At 54.2% G+C, this 22,541-nt stretch carries 18 protein-coding genes; 11 read left to right on the top strand and 7 right to left on the bottom strand.

All coding sequences use genetic code 11. The features are described from left to right. Positions 1–46 precede the first annotated feature (46 nt). Together btuF and mtnN are read right to left on the bottom strand one after the other, a co-directional pair. Positions 47–847, bottom strand: coding sequence for a vitamin B12 ABC transporter substrate-binding protein BtuF (btuF, locus tag JLG71_RS22880; RefSeq protein ID WP_025107381.1), 801 nt, complete (start codon positions 845–847; stop codon positions 47–49). Further along, entirely contained in the window at positions 840–1,538 is a 699-nt protein-coding gene (gene mtnN, locus JLG71_RS22875) for a 5'-methylthioadenosine/S-adenosylhomocysteine nucleosidase (protein WP_014227993.1), read from the bottom strand. Before mtnN ends, btuF begins: the two co-directional genes overlap by 8 nt. 84 nt (positions 1,539–1,622) lie before the next feature. Here mtnN and dgt point away from each other — a divergent pair, with 84 nt between their 5' ends. The 3 genes from dgt (at position 1,623) to cdaR (ending at position 6,060) form a co-directional block, all read left to right on the top strand. Next, the gene (gene dgt / locus JLG71_RS22870) at positions 1,623–3,137 is read left to right on the top strand and encodes a dGTPase (RefSeq protein ID WP_014227994.1); all 1,515 of its coding nucleotides are present in this window, start codon (positions 1,623–1,625) and stop codon (positions 3,135–3,137) included. A 134-nt stretch (positions 3,138–3,271) separates the two neighbouring features. Further along, positions 3,272–4,711 (top strand): serine endoprotease DegP, encoded by a 1,440-nt coding sequence (gene degP, locus JLG71_RS22865; protein WP_004098740.1) that lies wholly within the window; start codon positions 3,272–3,274, stop codon positions 4,709–4,711. Between the two features lie 191 nt (positions 4,712–4,902). Next, complete coding sequence (gene cdaR / locus JLG71_RS22860; RefSeq protein WP_004098741.1) at positions 4,903–6,060, top strand: DNA-binding transcriptional regulator CdaR; 1,158 nt, start codon at positions 4,903–4,905, stop codon at positions 6,058–6,060. 36 nt (positions 6,061–6,096) lie between these two features. Here cdaR and JLG71_RS22855 read toward each other — a convergent pair whose 3' ends face one another. The 5 genes from JLG71_RS22855 to map form a co-directional block, all read right to left on the bottom strand. Further along, complete coding sequence (locus tag JLG71_RS22855; protein ID WP_064377772.1) at positions 6,097–9,075, bottom strand: putative mucin/carbohydrate-binding domain-containing protein; 2,979 nt, start codon at positions 9,073–9,075, stop codon at positions 6,097–6,099. Between the two features lie 195 nt (positions 9,076–9,270). Continuing rightward, positions 9,271–9,660: a DUF3461 family protein gene (locus tag JLG71_RS22850; RefSeq protein WP_004098742.1), complete on the bottom strand. Its 390-nt coding sequence runs from the start codon at positions 9,658–9,660 to the stop codon at positions 9,271–9,273. 107 nt (positions 9,661–9,767) lie between these two features. Further along, the gene (gene dapD, locus JLG71_RS22845) at positions 9,768–10,592 is read right to left on the bottom strand and encodes a 2,3,4,5-tetrahydropyridine-2,6-dicarboxylate N-succinyltransferase (RefSeq protein WP_004098743.1); all 825 of its coding nucleotides are present in this window, start codon (positions 10,590–10,592) and stop codon (positions 9,768–9,770) included. Between the two features lie 33 nt (positions 10,593–10,625). Next, complete coding sequence (gene glnD, locus JLG71_RS22840) at positions 10,626–13,289, bottom strand: bifunctional uridylyltransferase/uridylyl-removing protein GlnD (RefSeq protein WP_032694385.1); 2,664 nt, start codon at positions 13,287–13,289, stop codon at positions 10,626–10,628. A gap of 119 nt (positions 13,290–13,408) precedes the next feature. Further along, positions 13,409–14,203, bottom strand: coding sequence for a type I methionyl aminopeptidase (gene map / locus JLG71_RS22835; RefSeq protein ID WP_004098745.1), 795 nt, complete (start codon positions 14,201–14,203; stop codon positions 13,409–13,411). Between the two features lie 323 nt (positions 14,204–14,526). Between map and rpsB the strand changes: the two genes are divergently transcribed. From rpsB to rseP, 8 genes are all read left to right on the top strand, one after another. Continuing rightward, positions 14,527–15,252: a 30S ribosomal protein S2 gene (gene rpsB, locus JLG71_RS22830; RefSeq protein ID WP_003856207.1), complete on the top strand. Its 726-nt coding sequence runs from the start codon at positions 14,527–14,529 to the stop codon at positions 15,250–15,252. Between the two features lie 119 nt (positions 15,253–15,371). Beyond that, a complete protein-coding gene (gene tsf, locus JLG71_RS22825; protein WP_004098746.1) occupies positions 15,372–16,223 on the top strand; it encodes a translation elongation factor Ts in 852 nt (283 codons plus the stop codon). A 146-nt stretch (positions 16,224–16,369) separates the two neighbouring features. Then, positions 16,370–17,095: a UMP kinase gene (gene pyrH, locus JLG71_RS22820; protein WP_004098747.1), complete on the top strand. Its 726-nt coding sequence runs from the start codon at positions 16,370–16,372 to the stop codon at positions 17,093–17,095. Between the two features lie 205 nt (positions 17,096–17,300). Next, the gene (gene frr, locus JLG71_RS22815; protein WP_004098748.1) at positions 17,301–17,858 is read left to right on the top strand and encodes a ribosome recycling factor; all 558 of its coding nucleotides are present in this window, start codon (positions 17,301–17,303) and stop codon (positions 17,856–17,858) included. A gap of 226 nt (positions 17,859–18,084) precedes the next feature. After that, positions 18,085–19,284: a 1-deoxy-D-xylulose-5-phosphate reductoisomerase gene (ispC, locus tag JLG71_RS22810; RefSeq protein ID WP_057173044.1), complete on the top strand. Its 1,200-nt coding sequence runs from the start codon at positions 18,085–18,087 to the stop codon at positions 19,282–19,284. Between the two features lie 242 nt (positions 19,285–19,526). Then, the gene (gene ispU, locus JLG71_RS22805; protein ID WP_004098751.1) at positions 19,527–20,285 is read left to right on the top strand and encodes a (2E,6E)-farnesyl-diphosphate-specific ditrans,polycis-undecaprenyl-diphosphate synthase; all 759 of its coding nucleotides are present in this window, start codon (positions 19,527–19,529) and stop codon (positions 20,283–20,285) included. Between the two features lie 12 nt (positions 20,286–20,297). Continuing rightward, positions 20,298–21,155 (top strand): phosphatidate cytidylyltransferase, encoded by an 858-nt coding sequence (cdsA, locus tag JLG71_RS22800; protein ID WP_014228000.1) that lies wholly within the window; start codon positions 20,298–20,300, stop codon positions 21,153–21,155. Between the two features lie 11 nt (positions 21,156–21,166). Continuing rightward, positions 21,167–22,519, top strand: coding sequence for a sigma E protease regulator RseP (rseP, locus tag JLG71_RS22795; protein WP_014228001.1), 1,353 nt, complete (start codon positions 21,167–21,169; stop codon positions 22,517–22,519). Positions 22,520–22,541: the final 22 nt, after the last annotated feature.

Raw genomic sequence — 22,541 nt, 5'->3', positions numbered from 1 at the left:
ATTGCGCCTGGTGGGATAGCCTTTTAGCACCTGGGTTAGCAGGTGATTATTTTATCTGCTCGAGCGCAGTACAGAGTTGTTTTGCGGCGAGAATAATACGTGGGCTCGCGCGTTCAAACCAGTCGCCATGTAGCGCAATAAAAGAAATTTTTAGCTGATTCTGCCAATAGCGCTCAACGGCGGGAAGTTGACTGGCGTCGCCGGCGATGACAATGGCCTGCGGCTGCCTTGCCAGTACCTGTTCACGGCTCACCTGCGGCCAGGGAACCCGGCTGGCGGCAAAAATGTTTTCTCCTCCGCACAGCGTCAGAACCTGATCCTGAATCGAGCCTTTGCTGGTGGTAAAGAGAGGGTTGGCGCCGAACTGTAAAAAAACGCGTTTTTTCGGCCCGCTCGCGTAGCGGGTTTTTAAGGCCTGGTACGCGTCCTGCATTTTCTGCGCCGCCTGCCGCGCCTTTTCCGGCTGCGGGCTCCACTGCGCCAGCTGGCGAAGCGTTGCGATAATCTCTTCGATGGTCGATGTTTCGACCCAGATGACTTTTATCCCGAGCGAGCTTAGCTGATTCACCTGGCGTTCAGCGTTACCGCCGCGCCACGCCAGCACCAGGTCGGGCTTAAGGGCGACGATGCGTTCCAGATTCATCCCCTGCCAGCTGGAGACCTGCTCTATCTTTGCGGCTTCCGGGGGATAATCGGAATAGCTGCTGACGCCAACCGGCGTAATACCGGCGGCAAACGCCAGTTCAGTATTGGCGGGAGAGAGCGTAATCACCCGCGGCGCGGCGAAAAGCCACGCCGGGGCAAGTAGCATCAGGACGGCAAGCGCCGCGTTGAGCGACTTAGCCACGAGCCAGGTGCTGCACCAGGTTTTCCACCATCAGGGTGGATTGCTTCGCGGCAACGGCGAGAAACTCGTCGAAGCTCAGATGCGACTGTTGGTCGGCAACATCGGAGATCGCGCGAACGACAACAAACGGTACGCCATAGTTGTGGCAGACGTGCGCGATGGCGGTGGCTTCCATTTCTACCGCGACGGCCTGCGGGAAGTTGTGGCGGATTTTGGCGAGACCAATGGAACCGTTGATGAATGCATCGCCGCTGACAATGAGTCCGCGAACCGCATTAAGATTCAGCGCGCTGATGCAGGTCTCTGCGGCGGCAATCAGCTTATCATCGGCTTTGAAACCGGCAGGGCAGCCCGGCAGCTGGCCATACTCATAGCCAAACGCGGTGACGTCCGCGTCGTGATAGCGCGTTTCGTCGGAGACAACGATATCGCCAACCTTCAGGGTCGACGCGAGGCCGCCCGCAGAACCGGTGTTAATAATCACATCCGGCTTGCAGTGCTCCATCAGCAGAGTGGCGCCCATGGCGGCGGCGACTTTGCCAATGCCCGATTTCAACAAAGCGACATCAACGCCCTGCAGCTGGCCGGTGTAGATTTCGCTGCCGCCGATAGTGATGGTCTGGCGGTTGTCGATTTTGTCGCGCAGAAGGGTAACTTCTTCTTCCATTGCGCCAATAATACCGATTTTCATAGATTTACTCGCGATGTGTGGGTTTTAGCGGCATAGTCTATCATGCGCTTAGAAGGAAACGTTATTGCTCGCTCGGGGGAGATCATGGCTAAGATCGATTTTCGCAACAAGATTAACTGGCGTCGCCGCTACCGTTCACCGCAGGGCGTTGAGACGGAGCGTGAAATCCTGCGAATTTTCGAAAGCGATCGCGGACGCATCATCAACTCGCCGGCGATCCGCCGGCTGCAGCAAAAAACCCAGGTTTTCCCGCTGGAGCGCAATGCCGCGGTGCGTACGCGGCTGACCCACTCTCTGGAAGTTCAGCAGGTGGGCCGCTACATCGCCAAAGAGGTGCTGAGTCGTCTGAAAGAGCAGAAGCTGCTGGAAAGCTACGGGCTGGATGAGCTTACCGGGCCGTTCGAGAGCATTGTTGAAATGGCCTGCCTGATGCACGATATCGGCAATCCGCCATTTGGCCATTTTGGCGAGGCGGCAATTAATGATTGGTTCAGCCAGCGGCTCTTCCCCGGCGATGCGGCCAGCCAGCCGTTAACCGACGATCGCTGCGTGGTTGCGGCGCTGCGCCTGCAGGAAGGCGATAGCCAGCTGAATGAGCTGCGGCGTAAGGTTCGCCAGGACTTATGCTGGTTTGAAGGCAATGCGCAGGGTATTCGCTTAGTGCATACGCTGATGCGCATGAATCTCACCTGGGCGCAGGTGGGCTGTATTCTAAAATATACGCGTCCGGCATGGTGGCGCGGGGAAGCGCCGGCCAGCCACAATTATTTAATGAAAAAACCTGGTTATTATTTAGCCGAAGAGGGCTATGTTGCGAGGTTGCGTAAAGAACTGGATCTGGCTCCTTACAATCGCTTCCCATTAACGTGGATTATGGAAGCCGCGGATGATATCTCATATTGCGTCGCCGACCTTGAAGATGCGGTAGAAAAACGCATCTTCAGCGTAGAGCAGCTTTATCAGCATCTCTATGAAGCCTGGGGCGTTCACGAAAAAGGCTCCTTGTTTAATCAGGTTGTCGAAAACGCCTGGGAGAAATCGCGTGCGAATTCTCTGAGCCGGAGTACTGAAGATCAGTTTTTTATGTATTTACGGGTTAATACGCTCAATAGGCTGGTACCGTATGCGGCGCGGCGGTTTATTGATAACCTGGCGAAGATTTTTAGCGGTGACTTTAACCATGCGCTGCTTGAGGACGATAGTGATTGCAGCCAGCTTCTTGAACTATATAAAAATGTCGCGGTAAAACATGTGTTTAGCCATCCGGATGTCGAGCAGCTGGAGCTGCAGGGCTATCGAGTGATCAGCGGTCTGTTAGATATATACCAGCCGCTGTTAAAATTATCGCTGGATGAGTTTAGTTTGCTGGTGGAAAAAGAGCGGGTGCGAAGTTTACCGATTGCATCACGTCTTTTTCAGAAACTTTCAACTCGTCATCGGTTAGCTTACATAGAAGCCGTAAATAAGATTTCGCGCAATAATCCGGAGTTTCCAGTGATGGAATATTATTATCGCTGTCGTCTCATTCAGGACTATATCAGCGGAATGACCGACTTGTATGCATGGGATGAATATCGACGATTGATGGCCGTAGAATAAGGGTGAGTTTTGTAAAGACGGACAATAAATTTTTACTTTTACCAAAACTTCATTCCGGAACTTCGCGCTATAAAATGACTCTGATAGTCACCAACACAGCAACTATTCGTTATCTGAAATTGAGATTGAAACCTATGAAAAAAACCACGTTAGCAATGAGTGCCCTGGCTCTGAGTTTAGGTCTGGCGTTGTCCCCTCTCTCTGCGAGCGCGGCGGAAACAGCTTCTTCTGCGACTAATGCGCAGCAGATGCCAAGCCTGGCGCCGATGCTGGAAAAAGTGATGCCGTCGGTCGTGAGCATTAACGTTGAGGGGAGCACCACCGTTAATACGCCGCGGATGCCGCGTAACTTCCAGCAGTTCTTTGGCGACAATTCGCCGTTCTGTCAGGATGGTTCTCCGTTCCAGAGCTCTCCGTTCTGTCAGGGCGGCGGGCAGGGCGGTGCGCCGGGTAGCGACGGCGGCCAGCAGCAGAAATTTATGGCCCTCGGTTCCGGGGTGATTATTGATGCCGCTAAAGGCTATGTCGTGACTAACAACCACGTCGTGGATAACGCGACTACTATCAAAGTTCAGCTCAGCGATGGCCGCAAGTTCGACGCGAAAGTGGTCGGCAAAGACCCGCGTTCTGATATTGCGCTGATTCAAATCCAGGATCCGAAAAACCTGAGCGCGATTAAGCTGGCGGACTCTGACGCCCTGCGCGTCGGCGATTACACCGTGGCGATCGGTAACCCGTTTGGCCTGGGCGAAACCGTGACCTCGGGGATCGTTTCCGCCCTGGGCCGTAGCGGCCTGAACGTTGAAAACTATGAAAACTTTATCCAGACCGATGCGGCGATCAACCGCGGTAACTCCGGCGGCGCGCTGGTTAACCTGAACGGCGAGCTGATCGGTATCAACACCGCGATTCTGGCGCCGGACGGCGGCAACATTGGTATCGGCTTCGCTATTCCGAGCAACATGGTGAAAAACCTGACCGATCAGATGGTCAAATTTGGCCAGGTTAAGCGCGGTGAGCTGGGCATCATGGGGACCGAGCTGAACTCCGAACTGGCGAAAGCGATGAAAGTTGACGCTCAGCGCGGCGCGTTCGTCAGCCAGGTGATGCCGAACTCGGCGGCCGCTAAGGCGGGGATTAAAGCCGGCGACGTGATTACCACGCTGAACGGTAAATCGATCAGCAGCTTTGCCGCGCTGCGTGCCCAGGTGGGGACCATGCCGATCGGCAGCAAAGTCGAGCTTGGCCTGCTGCGTGACGGCAAGCCGGTGACGGTGACCGTTGAGCTGCAGCAGAGCAATCAGAACCAGGTTGACTCAAGCACCATCTTCAACGGTATTGAAGGTGCGGAAATGAGCAACAAAGGTCAGGATAAAGGCGTCGTGGTGAGTAACGTGAAAGCGGGAACGCCGGCGGCGCAGATTGGCCTGAAGAAAGGCGATATTATCGTTGGCGCGAACCAGCAGCCGGTGAAAAATATTGCCGATCTGCGCAAAATTTTTGATGCCAAACCGTCGGTTCTGGCGCTGAATATCCAGCGCGGCGATACGTCGATTTATCTGCTGATGCAGTAATCCCTGACGGTTCGCAAAGCCCCTTTTCTCCTTGCGGAGGAAAGGGGCTTTTTTATTTCTGCCGCCCCTTCCATTTTTCGTTCTGTGATATCTTCCACAACTCCATATTTCTTAGCCCGGCTTTGTGCAAATGCACAATGCGGCGTGTTGCCAACTCTTTTATGCTGTTAGCCTGCTCACGGGAGGGTTACATGGCTGGCTGGCATCTTGATACCAAAATGGCTCAGGATATCGTGGCGCGTACGATGCGCATCATTGATACCAATATTAACGTAATGGATGCCCGCGGGCGCATTATCGGTAGCGGAGACCGCGAGCGAATTGGTGAATTGCACGAAGGCGCGCTATTAGTGCTTTCCCAGGGCCGCGTTGTCGATATTGATGATGCCGTTGCCCGACATCTGCACGGCGTGCGCCAGGGGATCAACCTGCCGCTGCGTCTGGAAGGGGAGATCGTCGGCGTTATCGGCCTGACCGGCGAACCGGAGTCGCTGCGTAAATACGGTGAACTGGTGTGTATGACCGCCGAGATGATGCTGGAACAATCGCGGCTGATGCATCTCCTGGCCCAGGATAGCCGTCTGCGCGAAGAGCTGGTGATGAACCTGATTCAGGCGGAAGAGAACACCCCGGCGCTGACCGAGTGGGCCCAGCGTCTGGGGATCGATCTCAACCAACCGCGCGTGGTGGCTATGATTGAAGTGGATAGCGGCCAGCTGGGCGTAGACAGCGCGATGGCGGAGCTGCAGCAGCTCCAGACCGCGTTGACCACGCCGGACCGTAATAATCTGGTGGCCATTGTCTCGCTGACCGAAATGGTGGTACTGAAGCCCGCGCTGAACGCCTTTGGCCGCTGGGATGCGGAAGATCACTGCAAACGGGTCGAGCAGCTCATTAGCAGGATGAAAGAGAACGGTCAGCTGCGTTTTCGCGTGGCGCTGGGAAACTTTTTTACCGGACCGGGCAGCATTGCTCGCTCGTATCGCACCGCCAGAACCACCATGATGGTCGGTAAACAGCGGATGCCGGAGAGCCGTAGCTATTTTTACCAGGATTTGATGCTGCCGGTACTGCTGGATAGCCTGCGCGGTGGCTGGCAGGCTAATGAGCTGGCGCGCCCGCTGGTTCGCCTGAAGGCGATGGATAACAACGGCCTGCTGCGTCGCACCTTACAGGCCTGGTTTCGTCATAACGTGCAGCCGCTGGCGACGTCGAAAGCACTGTTTATCCACCGTAATACGCTGGAATACCGTTTGAACCGTATCTCTGAGCTGACGGGGCTGGATTTGGGTAATTTTGACGATCGTCTGCTGCTGTATATTGCGCTACAGCTCGATGAGCAGCGCTAAAAACACTCCCGCCTGCGGCGGGAGCGGGGACGGCAATTACAGGCGCTGCAGTCCGCGGGCCGTGACTTGCCAGGAGACGGTATGAGGCTGTGGCCAGGCGTTACCGTTTTGTGGGTTGATAATGACGGAGCGACCGCCGGCTTCGGCATGGAAGACTTCGATGATATAGCCCTCATCAAGTATTGCCGTATCTATATAGTCGCCAAGCTGCGATGAGCCTTTAATGGACTGGCGATAAACCACCGAGCCGCGCGTATTGTAGATATTCACCGCGGCATAGGCCGTCGTAAAGTGCTTATTCGGCACCACGGGGCTGGCGGTAAAGGTGAGCGCGCCGCGGCCAATATCCATCTCCATCGTCGCAAAACGAATATTATCATTGCCAAGTAGCTGCCAGCAGAAGAGATCGCCATACAGCTCTGTAGCCTCGTCCTCAGCATCCGTAGTTTCTTTATCCTCCGGGTCTGGCACCAGCGAACAGGCCTCCAGCCCATCCTTCACTACCCGCCAGCGGTTGTGCTGCTTCAGCGTAATGGCGCGATGCGTCGTATCATTGCTGGCGCTGGAGCGGAATGGCTCATCATGGAAAACCTCAATGATCATGTTTTCAGCGAGGGCGATAGTTTCGCTGTTTGCCAGGTTGTTGGTCGCTCCGGCATAGCTGCGGTGATAAACCACCGTTTCGTCCGCCCCGGTTACCGTAATGCTGGCGTAGGTATGGGAGACATAATACGGGTGCGGCGCGCCGGTACGGGTGGTGACCGTCATGGCGTGCTGTTGATTATCGATAACGATCTGGCAAAAATCTTTGTTGCCCTGTCCTCTGAGATTGAGGGTCACGCTCTTGCCCGTCAACTCGCCCGGTTCACTATTATCCTGAGGCAGAACATCGGCATACTCTTTAAGCAGCCTGCTGCGCTGGGGCTCTTCAATATGGGAGAGCATCAGCCAGAGATCGTTTTTACATACGCTCTCTTCCTGCGCTAATAGCGAAGGCTGGTTACGCATCGCCTGAGCGTCATGCTCGAAAATAGCCAGTAAATCTTCCGCCGGATTATTATCGAGGATAAAGTTGTAAAGCCCACTCTCATCAATACGCATCAGCTGGCATTTCTCGCCCGCGATCAGCGGTAAATACTCCGGGGAGGCTTTCAGACGTCCCGGCTCGACGTGAGTAATATACAAGTGATAGTGAGGGCCGAAGGGAATAATCACCTTACCGGTGGCGCAGTTTGTGCCGTTCATATTGCGCTCAAAGACTTTTTCGCCGCTGGCGGAAAGTACGCATACGCCGGCATAGAGCGCGTCAGGGTAGTTGTTGTGCGGCGTGGCGCTGGTAATATTCAGCGTAAGCTGCTGATTTTCGAAATCGATATCCAGATATGCAAACGGCGTGTCGCCAATACCTAAAAAGCTCATTGTCACGTTACGCCCGCGGGTATCGCGTTGTCGGGTGTAGTTGATGGTAGCCGCATTCGCCCCTTCTTTTACGACGAGATAGCTGATATCCGGACGATATTTTTGTGAACGGCCTTTCGGAGGATCGATCTGGTAAACGCCGACTGGAATATCATTCAGGATCAACGTGTCATCATTAACAACCAGTGAATAATGCGTGCCACAATTATCTTTAATCGTCAGCGTTCGCCCGTAAATTTGTTCCAGCTGGTCGATATTGAACGTCAGGGATAGCGTCCCCGTTTTGCCTAATGCCACCAGTTCGCTGTTATCCACCAGCCAGACGAAGGAGTCCAGCCCCAGCTGCCGCCGCGCGCTATCCCATTCGCTTTGCGGAAGGAAAAGATATAGCGGATAGAGCGGTTTTGCCGCCAGCGCGGCGATATCTCCCTTAGTGGTAATTTCCAGCGTTAAGCCGCATAGCTCGATAAACGGCGTGACATCATACCCTGCGGCGGCGGCAATGGCGGTAGCCAACATATCGATAAGCTGATAATCGGACGGCCGGAAGCTATCGCCGTTGGCCAGTTCACGATAGTTCTGGTTAAAGGCGCTGAAGGCTTTGGTTCCTGCTTTTAGCAACATCAGCATCAGGAACTGCAGGCGCGGACGCAGGCCCCAGCTGGCGACCGGCGTTTGGTCTTTTATATAGGTCATCAGCTGGAGTTCCTGTACGGCCTGCTGACCATAGTTATAGAGCCAGCCATCCACATAGAGATGATTATCCTGGCTCAGGGTAAGCTGCTGATAGAAAGCGGCGTAAATATTGTTCCACACCTCATTGACGGGCAGAGTGGTGTCCTGCATAAATTTGCCCTGATACCCGTGCGCAATTTCATGAAGAATAACCCACTGCGTCGCAACGTTATCCAGCCAGCCTTCACCTAACGTTGATGATGTATGTGCGCACCACCAGGGGTGATAATAGGCTGCGCCGACGCCGTGTTTATCTGCCCGCACAAAGTAGCGGTTGGCGACATCCTGGTTCCACGGCGCATCCGGGCGATCGCTTAGCCCAGCCCAGTCGTTATAGCATTTGAAAAGGTGGGTGTAATAAGCGTGTAGCGAGGATAAGCCCGCTTTCATCGCATTATCGCGGTCGGCGTAGGGCAGCAGCAGGTTAATCACATCTAAATCAAGCAGCGCGAGTGCAGATTGATTTTTCTCCCAGCTGAGGAAAAATTCATCCTCAGATTGTCCTGCTTTCCAGCACGGCAGCGGTTTAGTTGCGGCAGGTTGCTGGTAGATGACGGTGAATTCGCTGGACTGGTCGGTAAACAGCGTATCGACAAAAGGAACGGTGTCGACCGTGGCGCTGACCGTTTTCCAGCCGGTGGCGATCGTGCTGGTGCTTTCTAGCGCGGTATCATTGCAAAGCAGGCGCAGAATCGAGTTGCCGTTGCTGATATCCGGTTGGCGAATGTGCAGCGGCGTATTGGCGGGCAGAATAAAGCCCAGCGGCTGGCGATCGTGCTGCCGTCCTTTTTCAAAACCGGTTTTATCCAGCCAGGGCGCAGATTGTAGGGTATAAAATTTTTGTTCAATTTCCTGTGTCATCGTATGATCTCCTTTCAGGTGGAAATTGAACATACAGCGACTTATTTTATTATGTCATTCATGTAGATAGGGATATGAGATGAAATGATATCAGAGAGGAATAGCTGATATTCGCTGATGCTGCCGGTGGGGGTAAGTGAGAAAAAAGAGGATGAGGCAGAGAGAAACAGGGCCAGCATCTGGCCCGTATCAGGCTTACTTATTGCGGGTCAGTTTTTCCAGATCGGATTCGATTTCGCTGATCTTATTCGTCACCACGCTTTCGAGGTGACGCAGATCGTCGAGGATCTTACGTTTCAGATCGATTTCGGTGCGATCGCGCTGACAGATTTGATCCAGCTCGTCGATGATATAGCGTAGATTAGGGCTAATCTCCTGGACTTCTTTATATCCCTGGCCCACGCCGTCGGCGACAACGGTTTTGCGCTGACGCGGATATTTGAACTTGACGCTCTTGGCGAAGAACTCGCCTTTATCCTTCTGAAAGTAGATTTTCAGAATGTCGTTGTTGGCTTCCTGCCGCAGGCTATAGCGATCGATTTCATCAGGATTGGTAATACCAAGACTTTTCAGATTATCGTACATAACGGTACCTTTGATATCATCGTAATCTTTGAATAATTAACGAAAAAATCCATCTTCGCCAGCTCAATATATAAAAAAAGCGGGATGCCTCCCGCTTTTCATGCTGCTTAGTCGATGGTACGCAGAAGTTCGTTGATTCCAACCTTGCCGCGGGTTTTGGCATCGACTTTTTTGACGATAACCGCGCAGTACAGGCTGTACTTGCCATCTTTTGACGGCAGGTTGCCGGAGACGACGACGGATCCCGCCGGAACGCGGCCGTAGAACACTTCACCGGTTTCGCGGTCGTAGATTTTGGTGCTCTGGCCGAGGTAGACGCCCATGGAGATAACGGAACCCTCTTCGACGATGACGCCTTCAACGACTTCCGAACGCGCGCCGATAAAGCAGTTATCTTCGATAATGGTCGGGTTCGCCTGCAGCGGCTCCAGTACGCCACCGATGCCGACGCCGCCGGACAGGTGGACGTTTTTGCCGATCTGCGCGCAGGAACCCACGGTCGCCCAGGTATCAACCATCGAACCTTCGTCAACGTAGGCGCCGATGTTCACATAGGACGGCATCAGAACCGTGTTGCGAGCGATATACGCCCCCTGACGAACGGCCGCCGGCGGAACGACGCGGAAACCTTCTTTCTGGAAACGCGCTTCATCATAATCCGCGAACTTCATTGGGACTTTATCGAAGTAGCGGCTTTCCGCACCATCGATAACCTGGTTATCGTTAATACGGAAAGAGAGCAGAACCGCTTTCTTCAGCCACTGATGGGTGACCCACTGGCCGTCAACTTTTTCAGCGACACGCAGCGCGCCGGAATCAAGCAGAGAAATCACCTGGTTAACCGCTTCGCGGGTTACGGTATCCACGTTTGCCGGCGTGATGTCGGCGCGACGCTCAAAAGCGGACTCAATAACGTTCTGTAATTGCTGCATTGTTTACTCTTTCCATTTACTTAAAAAAATACGTTACCCTTTATCGTTTGGATTGAGGGCCTCTGTCAACCGTTGTTGCACTTCTTGCTGTAGCTCATTATTAAGGGCGCGCCGGTCTGCGGTGGCGATTATAAATAAATCTTCTACTCGCTCACCAATTGTCGTAATTCGCGCGCCGTGGAGCGAAATTCCGAGGTCGGCAAACACCTGGCCGACGCGCGCTAACAGACCCGGCTGGTCGAGAGCAATCAGCTCAAGAAAGGATTTCCGGTCGGTATGCGTCGGCAGGAAATTCACCTCCGTCGGCACGGAAAAATGCCTCAGCTTCGCCGCCTGACGACGGGGCGCCGGCGGCTGCCAGCTGCGCTGGCTGATGGTCTGTTCCAGGCCCACGCGGATCATTTCGTGCCTGTCGGCGGAAAGCGGGCTGCCGTCCGGCTCAAGAACAATAAAGGTATCCATCGCCATGCCGTCGCGGGTGGTGAAGATCTGCGCATCGTGAACGCTAAGATTACGTCGATCCAGCTCGCCGCAAACGGCGGCGAAGAGGTAAGGACGATCCGGACTCCAGATGAAGATCTCGGTGCCCCCGCGCGAGGCGTGGGAACTGAGCAGGATCATCGGTTTGCTGAGATCGTGCTGCAGCAGATTACGCGCGTGCCAGGCGAGCTGGTTTGGCGTATGGCGCACAAAGTAGTTGGCGCGGCAGCGGTTCCAGATTTGGTGCAGCGCCTGTTCATTAATATTTTCCATCCGCAGCAGCGCCAGCGCCTGTAGCTGGTGGTGACGCACCCGCTCGCGCATATCCGGCGTGTTTTGCATCCCCCGGCGCAGCTGTTTTTCGGTGGCGAAATAGAGCTCGCGCAGCAGGCTCTGCTTCCAGCTGTTCCACAGGTTTTCGTTGGTGGCGCAGATATCGGCGACGGTCAGGCAAACCAGGTAGTGCAGACGGTTCTCCGTTTGCACCTCTTCGGCAAACTGCTTGATCACTTCCGGATCCTGAATATCGCGACGCTGGGCGGTGACCGACATCAGCAGATGATGACGCACCAGCCACGCCACCAGCTGGGTTTCGCGCGAGTTAAGACCGTGAAGCTCGGCGAATTTCAGCACGTCCTGCGCGCCGAGAATCGAATGGTCGCCGCCGCGTCCTTTCGCGATATCGTGGAAGAGGGCGGCGATAAGGATCAGCTCCGGATGCGTCAGGCGCGGCCACAGTTCAACGCACAGCGGATGGCGGCTGCGGGTCTCTTCTTTGGCGAAGCTCTCAAGCTTAAGCAGCACGCGGATCGTGTGTTCATCAACGGTATAGGCGTGAAATAGGTCAAATTGCATCTGACCGACAATATGCGACCATTGCGGCATATAGGCCCACAGCACGCTATGGCGGTGCATCGGCAGCAGCCCCCGGCTGACCGCGCCCTGATGGCGCAGCATGCTGAGGAACAGGGTCCGCGCTTCCGGAATATAGCAAAGCGGCTGCGTCAGATGACGGCGAGCGTGGCGCAGGTGGCGAAGCGTGGTGGAGTAGATGCCGGTAATGCTGCTGTTGCGCACCATCATAAAGAACATGCGCAGAATCGCCTGCGGTTCGCGGATGAACAGCGTGTCATCGCGCAGATCGATTAGCGTGCCGCGCAGCTGAAAATCATCGTCAATCGGCCGCGGCTTCTCATCTTCGGTGAGCGCCAGAATCGCCTCTTCGAACAGCTGGATCAGCATTTGGTTCAGCTCGCTCACCCGGCGGGTGACGCGAAAGAAATCCTTCATCATATGCTCGATCGGCTGGTTGCTTTCGCCTTCGTAACGCAGGCGACGGGCGACGCTGAACTGCCTGTCGAACAGCAGACGATTATCGTAGCGGTTGAGCTCCAGATGCAGCGCAAAGCGAATGCGCCACAGCTGATGCAGGCATTCGTTAAGCTCGTTGCGCTCGGCTTCGGTCAGGAAACCGAAGCCGACCATTTCATCAAGCGAGGTGGCGCCGAAATGGCGGCGCGCGATCCACTGCAGGGTGTGAATATCGCGCAGGCCGCCGGGGCTGCTTTTCACGTCCGGCTCGAGGTTATAGCTGGTCCCGTGATAGCGCTGATGGCGTACATTCTGCTCTTCGACTTTTGCCGCAAAGAACTTTTCCGATGGCCAGAAGCCGTCGCTGAATATGTGTTTTTGCAGTTCAAGGAACAGCGCGACGTCGCCAATAAGCAGACGCGATTCAATCAGGTTAGTGGCGACGCTGAGGTCCGACAGCCCCTCCAGCAGGCACTCTTCGAGGGTGCGCACGCTGTGGCCGACTTCCAGCTTGATATCCCACAGCAGCGTCAGCAGCTCGCCGACCTTCTGCGCCTGCTCATCGGGCAGCTTTTTACGGCTCAGGATAAGCAGATCGATATCGGAAAGCGGGTGCAGTTCGCCGCGGCCGTAACCGCCGACGGCGACCAGCGCGATGTCGTTCATCGACCCGAACCCGTACTCGACCCATAGCCGCTGAAGCAGCTGATCGATAAATTCGGTGCGCGCCTCAATCAATCTCTCTGCGGCGATGCCGTGGTCAAACGCTTCGCCCAGCCAGCGCTGAAAAGCGTCGATGTGCGCCTTGATAGCCGCGCAGTTGAAGTCGCTCTGCGGCCAGCGGCCCGGATTCGCCGGCTGGTCGGCCAGGGCAGGGGAGACAGTATCAGATAAAGAGTTGCTCATCGCGCCACCATAATAAAAAACTATCGCCCATAAAAAATCGCCGGGAGCGATTTTTAACGTCGCTTGCGGCGGCCCACAGGGTGCCCGTCATAAAAAAGCCGGCTGGCGCCGGCTTTTCATCATTCGTTGTGCGAGATTATCGCCGGGATGGTGTCATCCTTGCGTAACGTCAGTATTTCGCAGCCGCTGTCTGTCACCACAATAGTATGCTCATACTGCGCAGACAAGCTCCGGTCTTTGGTTTTTACCGTCCAGCCGTCTTTCATACTGCGGATCTCTTTTTTACCCGCGTTGACCATCGGCTCAATGGTAAAGGTCATGCCGGGTTTGAGCACCACGTTGGTTTCCGGAGAGTCGTAATGCAGCACCTGCGGTTCTTCATGGAAACCGCGGCCGATACCGTGGCCGCAGTACTCGCGCACGACGGAGAAACCTTCGGCTTCAACGTATTTCTGGATAGCCGCGCCGATAGCGCGCAGATTAACGCCCGGTTTGACCATTTTCAGGGCCAGATAGAGGCTTTCCTGGGTAATGCGGCACAGGCGCTCGCCCAGAATGGTCGGTTTACCGACGATAAACATCTTCGAGGTATCACCGTGGAAATCATCTTTAATGACGGTGACATCAATGTTGACGATATCGCCATCTTTCAGCAGCTTGCCGTCGTCCGGGATCCCGTGGCACACCACTTCATTAATAGAGATGCAGACGGATTTCGGGAAGCCGTGGTAGCCCAGGCAGGCGGATACGGCTTTTTGTTCGTTAACGATATAATCGTTGCAGATGCGATCCAGTTCGCCGGTGCTGACGCCCGGTTTTACGTAGGGTTCGATCATTTCCAGCACTTCAGCGGCCAGGCGGCCGGCAACGCGCATTTTTTCGATGTCTTCAGATGTCTTGATAGAAATAGCCATGGATTGTGTCCAGCAGTGTCGATTTTTTCGACAATAATAGATTATGTCTGAACAATGTTAACAGTCCGGGCGTCCTGCTGCCAAATTGAGAATCATTAGCAGCACGCGACGTCAACAACAGTTGGTGTCTGGTCCTGTTTTGTGGTATAAAGCGCGCCGGACTTCTGTTCCATTCTCAGATACACAAGATGGACTGAAGCGACAAATCTCACTTTGTGTAACAACACACACGTATCGGCACATATTCCGGGGTGCCCTTTGGGGTCGGTAATATGGGATACGTGGAGGCATAACCCCAACTTTTATCTATAGAGGTTTTAAACATGGCAACTGTTTCCATGCGCGACATGCTCAAGGCTGGTGTTCACTTTGGTCACCAGACCCGTTACTGGAACCCGAAAATGAAGCCTTTCATCTTCGGCGCGCGTAACAAAGTTCACATCATCAACCTTGAGAAAACTGTACCGATGTTCAACGAAGCTCTGGCTGAACTGAACAAGATCTCTTCTCGCAAAGGCAAAATCCTTTTCGTTGGTACTAAGCGCGCTGCAAGCGAAGCGGTAAAAGACGCTGCTAACAGCTGCGACCAGTTCTTCGTGAACCATCGCTGGCTGGGCGGTATGCTGACTAACTGGAAAACCGTTCGTCAGTCTATCAAACGTCTGAAAGACCTGGAAACTCAGTCCCAGGACGGTACTTTCGACAAGCTGACCAAGAAAGAAGCGCTGATGCGCACTCGTGAGCTGGACAAGCTGGAAAACAGCCTGGGCGGTATCAAAGACATGGGCGGCCTGCCGGACGCGCTGTTCGTTATCGACGCTGACCACGAGCACATCGCAATCAAAGAAGCAAACAACCTGGGTATTCCGGTATTTGCTATCGTTGATACTAACTCCGATCCGGACGGCGTTGACTTCGTTATCCCGGGTAACGACGACGCAATCCGTGCAGTTAGCCTGTACCTGAGCGCTGTTGCTGCTACCGTTCGTGAAGGCCGTTCTCAGGATCTGGCTTCTCAGGCGGAAGAAAGCTTCGTAGAAGCTGAATAATAAGGCATACCCTTATTTAGTACCGTGTATAAATAGGGGCCTCTTAGCGGCCCCTTTTTCACTTTCAAATCTGTCTGGTTCCTGGAACCGGGCCGATCACATCTCCCGAGGAATAAAGAATGGCTGAAATTACCGCATCCCTGGTAAAAGAGCTGCGCGAGCGTACTGGCGCAGGCATGATGGATTGCAAAAAAGCGCTGACTGAAGCGAACGGCGACATCGAGCTGGCAATCGAAAACATGCGTAAATCCGGTGCTATTAAAGCAGCGAAAAAAGCGGGCAACGTTGCCGCTGACGGCGTGATCATCACTAAAATCGATGGCACCTACGGCATCATTCTGGAAGTTAACTGCCAGACTGACTTCGTGGCTAAAGATGGTGGCTTCCAGGCATTTGCTAACAAAGTTCTGGATGCAGCTGTTGCAGGCAAAATCACCGACGTTGAAGTTCTGAAAGCACAGTTCGAAGAAGAACGCGTTGCGCTGGTTGCTAAAATCGGTGAGAACATCAACATCCGTCGCGTTTCTTCCCTGGAAGGCGAAGTTCTGGGCTCTTACCAGCACGGCGCGCGTATCGGTGTTCTGGTTGCCGCTAAAGGCGCGAGCGAAGAGCTGGTTAAACAGCTGGCTATGCACATCGCTGCAAGCAAGCCTGAATTCGTTAAGCCGGAAGACGTTTCCGCTGAAGTGGTGGAAAAAGAGTACCAGGTTCAGCTGGACATCGCCATGCAGTCTGGCAAGCCGAAAGAAATCGCAGAGAAAATGGTTGAAGGCCGCATGAAGAAATTCACCGGCGAAGTTTCTCTGACCGGTCAGCCGTTCGTTATGGACCCGAGCAAATCCGTTGCTCAGCTGCTGAAAGAGCACAACGCTGACGTGACTGGCTTCATCCGCTTTGAAGTGGGCGAAGGCATTGAGAAAGTTGAGACTGACTTTGCAGCAGAAGTTGCTGCGATGTCCAAGCAGTCTTAATTTTCAAAAGGAGCCGCCTGAGGGCGGCTTCTTTTTGCGCCTAATGTGTAAATTCAGCCAACCGCTATAGTGGGCACGCTGAAAAGCGACGTACAATGTCGCCAGAATTAATTCATCTCATTCGTTGACAGTCTCAGGAAAGAAACATGGCTACCAATGCAAAACCCGTCTACAAACGTATTCTGCTTAAGTTAAGTGGCGAAGCTCTGCAAGGTTCAGAAGGCTTCGGTATTGATGCGAGCATACTTGACCGCATGGCTCAGGAAATCAAAGAACTGGTTGAGCTGGGTATTCAGGTTGGCGTAGTGATTGGTGGCGGTAACCTTTTCCGTGGTGCTGGTCTGGCGAAAGCGGGTATGAACCGCGTTGTGGGCGACCACATGGGCATGCTGGCAACGGTCATGAACGGCCTTGCAATGCGTGATGCACTTCATCGCGCCTATGTGAACGCCCGCCTGATGTCAGCGATTCCGCTGAATGGCGTGTGCGATAACTACAGCTGGGCGGAAGCTATCAGCCTGCTGCGTAACAACCGCGTGGTGATTCTTTCCGCGGGTACCGGCAACCCATTCTTTACCACCGATTCCGCTGCCTGCCTGCGCGGCATTGAAATTGAAGCCGATGTGGTACTGAAAGCCACCAAAGTCGACGGTGTATTTACCGCTGACCCGGCCAAAGATCCTTCCGCAACGATGTACGATCAGCTGACCTACAGCGAAGTACTGGATAAAGAGCTGAAAGTGATGGATCTTGCGGCCTTTACCCTGGCGCGTGACCACAAACTGCCGATTCGCGTATTCAATATGAATAAGCCTGGCGCGCTGCGCCGCGTGGTGATGGGTGAAAAAGAAGGCACATTAATTACTGAGTAATTCCCGTCAGCGTCAAATACGGGTAATATTCGGCCTTACTTTTTCGGGTTTTTGACCCGATGGTTTTCAACATGCTCTGTGGACGGAATGCTGCGGCTGACCCGCAGCCTGAAAGACGCTGAGCATAAACATGACTATACTTAGCTCACTTTTGCAGTGGGTGACCGTCTGGTCTGTCTGAGACAAGTTTTCAAGGATTCGTAACGTGATTAGCGATATCAGAAAAGATGCTGAAGTACGCATGGACAAATGCGTTGAAGCGTTCAAAACCCAAATCAGCAAAATACGCACGGGTCGTGCTTCTCCCAGCCTGCTGGATGGCATTATCGTGGAATACTACGGCACGCCGACTCCGCTGCGTCAGCTGGCTAGCGTAACGGTAGAAGACTCCCGCACGCTGAAGATCAACGTCTTCGATCGTTCCATGAGCCCGGCCGTTGAAAAAGCGATTATGGCTTCCGACCTCGGTCTGAACCCAAGCTCTGCGGGCAGCGATATCCGCGTTCCGCTGCCGCCGCTGACCGAAGAGCGTCGTAAAGATCTGACCAAAATCGTGCGTGGCGAAGCTGAACAGGCGCGCGTTGCCGTACGTAACGTTCGTCGCGATGCCAACGACAAAGTCAAAGCGCTGCTGAAAGAGAAAGAGATCAGCGAAGATGACGATCGCCGCTCTCAGGAAGATGTGCAGAAAATGACTGATGCTGCTATCAAGAAAGTTGATGCGGCGCTGGCGGATAAAGAAGCGGAACTGATGCAGTTCTGATTCTCTGCCGACACGCAGGTCTGACGATCGGCCTGCGTAAAATCTGAAACGCCGTACAGGAGACCGTACGCTCAATTTTCGGGATTGCGTTTAGACGGCTGGCCTTGTAGCCTTTGGCGCCATGTCAAAGGCCTTGCGCCTCCGCTCTGTCAACCGATAATTGATGCATAAGGGTTTGCTGGCGGCGTTTTGCTTTTTATCCTGTCTTCATTATTCTGGACGCCTCATGAAGCAATTAACCATTCTTGGTTCGACCGGTTCTATCGGCTGCAGCACGCTGGATGTGGTGCGCCATAATCCTGATAGCTTTTCTATCACCGCGCTGGTCGCCGGGAAAAATGTCGACCGTATGGTTGAACAATGTCTGGAATTCTCCCCTCGTTACGCGGTAATGGACGATGCGCACAGCGCGGAGCTGCTGCGTGCGCAACTGCGCGAGCAGGGCAGCCGAACGGAAGTCATGAGCGGCCAGCAGGCGGCGGCAGAAGTGGCGGCGCTCGACGAGGTTGAGCAGGTGATGGCGGCGATTGTCGGCGCAGCAGGCCTGGTGCCGACGCTCTCAGCCATTCGTGCGGGTAAAACGGTGCTGCTGGCGAACAAAGAGTCGCTGGTGACCTGCGGCCGTCTGTTTATGGATGCCGTGCAGCAGTACGGCGCACGATTGTTGCCGGTTGATAGCGAGCATAATGCGATTTTTCAGAGTATGCCGGAAACAATTCAACATAATCTGGGATACGCTGATTTAACCCAGAACGGCGTGGCGTCGATTCTGCTCACCGGCTCCGGCGGTCCCTTCCGGGAAACGGCGATTTCTGAACTGGCGGCGATGACCCCCGATCGGGCATGCAAGCATCCAAACTGGTCGATGGGGCGCAAAATATCTGTCGATTCGGCCACCATGATGAACAAAGGGCTGGAGTATATCGAAGCCCGCTGGCTGTTCAACGCCTCGGCGCAGCAGATGGAAGTCCTGATCCATCCGCAATCGGTGATTCACTCGATGGTACGTTATCAGGATGGCAGCGTCCTGGCGCAGCTCGGCGAGCCGGATATGCGTACGCCGATTGCCCACACGATGGGCTGGCCAAAACGCCTTAATTCTGGCGTGAAACCGCTGGATTTCTGTCAGTTGAGCACTCTGAGCTTCTCGGCGCCGGATTACGGCCGTTACCCCTGTCTGAAGCTGGCCATGGAGGCTTTTGATGTCGGCCAGGCGGCGACCACGGCGCTGAATGCGGCAAATGAAGTTTCGGTCGCGGCGTTTCTGAACGGGGATATTCGCTTTACCGATATTGCGGCGATAAATCAGGCGGTGCTGGATCAACAGGCGTTAAATGAGCCGCAAAGTATTGATGAAGTGCTGGCTATTGATGCGATGGCCCGGGTAAGCGCAGGCCAGCTCCTGACGGCGTGGCGCAAATTCTGATACGCGTTGTGATATTTGTGGGCGCTGTGCTTCAGTGATATAGTCTGCGCCATCCGATCGTTGCATTTTGGTGTGAAAGATTACGGTGGCCGTGGCAAGACACGGCTTTTTTGCGTAAAGCTTTTGGTTGTTCTCTGCGATTGGCCGTAGCTCCGGCACCGGATAAAAATGCGTATCCAGCGCTGACCGGTGGCCCGTGTTTAGTAGCTTAGCTAATCCTTATTATGGACTTAAAACGCGTTATGTTGTCTGCTAATCAAACTGTCAGCGAAATGTTGCCTGCGCATGGCTGTCGTCATGTGGCCATTATTATGGATGGCAACGGGCGTTGGGCAAAACGGCAAGGAAAGATCCGCGCCTTTGGCCATAAAGCCGGCGCTAAATCTGTTCGTCGCGCCGTCTCTTTCGCGGCGAATAATGGTATTGAAGCGTTGACGTTATACGCGTTCAGCAGTGAAAACTGGAATCGCCCGGCGCAGGAAGTCAGCGCGCTGATGGAGCTGTTTGTCTGGGCGCTGGATAGCGAAGTGAAAAGTCTGCACCGGCATAATGTGCGTCTGCGTATTATCGGCGAGACCACGCGCTTCAATGCGCGTCTCCAGGAGCGTATTCGCAAAGCGGAGGCGCTGACTGAGAACAACACCGGTTTGACCCTGAATATTGCGGCGAACTACGGCGGCCGCTGGGATATCGTCCAGGGCGTTCGTCATCTGGCCAAACAGGTGCAAGACGGGGTGCTTCAGCCCGAGCAAATCACAGAAGAGATGCTGAGCCAGCAGGTCTGCATGCATGAACTGGCTCCCGTAGATTTAGTTATTAGGACCGGGGGAGAGCATCGCATTAGTAATTTTTTGATTTGGCAAATTGCCTATGCCGAACTTTACTTTACGGATGTTCTTTGGCCCGATTTCGCTGAACAGGACTTTGAAGGTGCACTCCATGCCTTTGTTAATCGAGAGCGTCGCTTCGGCGGCACTGAGCCGGGCGGCAACAATGCCTGATGGGGGTCACTTTTGCTGAAGTATCGCCTGATTTCTGCTTTCGTCTTAATACCCGTTGTTATTGCGGCGCTTTTTTTACTGCCGCCCGCGGGTTTTGCCATCGTTACGCTAGTCGTCTGTATGCTCGCCGCGTGGGAGTGGGGGCAATTTAGCGGTTTCACTTCAACTACCCAGAGAGTCTGGCTGTCAGTGCTTTGCGGTCTGCTGCTGGCGCTGATGCTATTCCTGATGCCGGAATACCATTATGACGTTCATCAACCGCTGGTTGAGGGCGCGCTATGGGCATCATTAGGCTGGTGGGTCGTCGCGCTGCTTTTAGTGCTGACTTACCCCGCTTCAGCGGCTTTCTGGCGCAATTCAAAAACGCTCCGTCTGATTTTTGGCGTCCTGACCATCGTGCCGTTTTTTTGGGGCATGCTGGCGCTTCGGGCCTGGCATTATACCGATGACCACTATAGCGGTGCGCTGTGGTTGCTGTACGTAATGATTCTGGTCTGGGGCGCGGATTCCGGCGCTTACATGTTCGGAAAAATGTTCGGTAAGCATAAGCTGGCGCCGAAGGTTTCTCCGGGTAAAACCTGGCAGGGTTTTTTCGGTGGTCTGTTAACGGCAGCGGTTATCTCCTGGGCTTACGGCTGGTGGGCCCATCTGAATGTCACGCCGATGGTGCTGCTGGTGTGTTCTATTGTCGCGGCCCTGGCTTCGGTACTCGGCGACCTGACCGAAAGCATGTTTAAACGCGAAGCTGGCATTAAAGATAGCGGAAATCTGATTCCCGGACACGGCGGTATCCTCGATCGTATCGATAGCCTGACGGCCGCGGTGCCCGTGTTTGCTTGCCTACTCTTGTTGGTTTTCAGGACGATTTGACGGAAGGTTTTATGCTGAGCGTTCTCTGGAATTTGGCTGCTTTTATTATTGCGCTGGGCGTGTTGATCACCGTCCATGAGTTTGGCCATTTCTGGGTTGCTCGCCGCTGCGGTATCCGCGTTGAGCGTTTCTCAATCGGCTTTGGCAAAGCGTTGTGGCGCCGTTTTGATAAGCAAGGAACGGAATTTATTATCGCCCTTATTCCGCTGGGCGGTTATGTCAAAATGCTCGACGAACGCGTTGAGCCCGTGGCGCCAGAGATGCGTCACTCCGCGTTTAACAACAAAACCGTCGGCCAGCGCGCCGCCGTTATTGCCGCGGGGCCAATCGCGAACTTCCTTTTTGCCATTTTTGCCTACTGGCTGGTGTTTATTATCGGCGTGCCAGGCGTGCGTCCGGTCGTTGGCGACATAACGCCCAACTCGATCGCCGCGCAAGCACAAATTGCAAAAGGAACGGAACTTAAAGCGATAGATGGCATCGAAACGCCTGATTGGGATGCAGTACGTATGGCGCTGGTGGCGAAGATAGGCGATCGGCAAACAATAGTTACGGTCGCCCCTTTCGGGACCAATCAACGTCAGGATAAAATCCTCGATCTGCAGCACTGGGCGTTTGAGCCGGATAAACAAGATCCGGTTGCCTCGTTGGGCATTCAGCCTCGCAGCGCGCAGATTGATACCGTCCTGGCTGAAGTACAATCTGACTCGGCGGCGCAGAAGGCGGGTTTGCAAGCGGGCGACAGGATCGTTAAAGTCGATGGTCAACCGTTAACGCAGTGGATGACGTTTGTTAATCTGGTGCGTGATAATCCGGGTAGGGCATTAGTTCTGGACATCGAGCGGCAGGGTAGCCCCCTGTCGGTGACCTTGACGCCGGATACGAAGTCTACCAAAGGCAAAGCGGAGGGGTTTGCAGGGGTCGTACCTAAGGTCATCCCGCTGCCTGATGAATATAAGACAGTGCGTCAGTACGGGCCGTTTGCCGCCATCGCTGAAGCCACGGATAAAACCTGGCAGCTGATGTCGTTAACGGTCCGAATGCTGGGCAAATTGATAACCGGTGATGTCAAACTGAACAACCTCAGCGGGCCGATTTCTATCGCCCAGGGGGCTGGGATGTCAGCGGAATTTGGGTTGATTTACTATCTGATGTTCCTTGCGCTGATCAGCGTGAACCTCGGCATAATCAACCTGTTCCCGCTTCCCGTTCTCGACGGGGGACATCTGCTGTTTTTGGCGATTGAAAAGCTGAAAGGCGGGCCGGTATCCGAGCGAGTTCAAGACTTTAGTTATCGCATTGGCTCAATATTGCTGGTGCTGTTAATGGGGCTTGCACTTTTCAATGATTTCTCTCGGTTGTAAGAGAGTTTGTTAGGAAGAACGC

The sequence above is a fragment of the Klebsiella michiganensis genome, assembly GCF_015139575.1.
GTDB lineage: Bacteria > Pseudomonadota > Gammaproteobacteria > Enterobacterales > Enterobacteriaceae > Klebsiella > Klebsiella michiganensis.
Note: the sequence above shows the minus strand (reverse complement) of the source record. Positions and strands in the feature narration are given on the sequence as shown.

Excerpts from the sequence above, each read along its gene's own strand:
- mtnN (WP_014227993.1), bottom strand. The coding sequence starts at position 1,538 with ATGAAAATCGGTATTATTGGCGCAATGGAAGAAGAAGTTACCCTTCTG.
- dgt (WP_014227994.1), top strand. The coding sequence starts at position 1,623 with ATGGCTAAGATCGATTTTCGCAACAAGATTAACTGGCGTCGCCGCTAC.
- degP (WP_004098740.1), top strand. The coding sequence starts at position 3,272 with ATGAAAAAAACCACGTTAGCAATGAGTGCCCTGGCTCTGAGTTTAGGT.
- cdaR (WP_004098741.1), top strand. The coding sequence starts at position 4,903 with ATGGCTGGCTGGCATCTTGATACCAAAATGGCTCAGGATATCGTGGCG.
- JLG71_RS22855 (WP_064377772.1), bottom strand. The coding sequence starts at position 9,075 with ATGACACAGGAAATTGAACAAAAATTTTATACCCTACAATCTGCGCCC.
- JLG71_RS22850 (WP_004098742.1), bottom strand. The coding sequence starts at position 9,660 with ATGTACGATAATCTGAAAAGTCTTGGTATTACCAATCCTGATGAAATC.
- dapD (WP_004098743.1), bottom strand. The coding sequence starts at position 10,592 with ATGCAGCAATTACAGAACGTTATTGAGTCCGCTTTTGAGCGTCGCGCC.
- glnD (WP_032694385.1), bottom strand. The coding sequence starts at position 13,289 with ATGAGCAACTCTTTATCTGATACTGTCTCCCCTGCCCTGGCCGACCAG.
- map (WP_004098745.1), bottom strand. The coding sequence starts at position 14,203 with ATGGCTATTTCTATCAAGACATCTGAAGACATCGAAAAAATGCGCGTT.
- rpsB (WP_003856207.1), top strand. The coding sequence starts at position 14,527 with ATGGCAACTGTTTCCATGCGCGACATGCTCAAGGCTGGTGTTCACTTT.
- tsf (WP_004098746.1), top strand. The coding sequence starts at position 15,372 with ATGGCTGAAATTACCGCATCCCTGGTAAAAGAGCTGCGCGAGCGTACT.
- pyrH (WP_004098747.1), top strand. The coding sequence starts at position 16,370 with ATGGCTACCAATGCAAAACCCGTCTACAAACGTATTCTGCTTAAGTTA.
- ispC (WP_057173044.1), top strand. The coding sequence starts at position 18,085 with ATGAAGCAATTAACCATTCTTGGTTCGACCGGTTCTATCGGCTGCAGC.
- ispU (WP_004098751.1), top strand. The coding sequence starts at position 19,527 with ATGTTGTCTGCTAATCAAACTGTCAGCGAAATGTTGCCTGCGCATGGC.
- rseP (WP_014228001.1), top strand. The coding sequence starts at position 21,167 with ATGCTGAGCGTTCTCTGGAATTTGGCTGCTTTTATTATTGCGCTGGGC.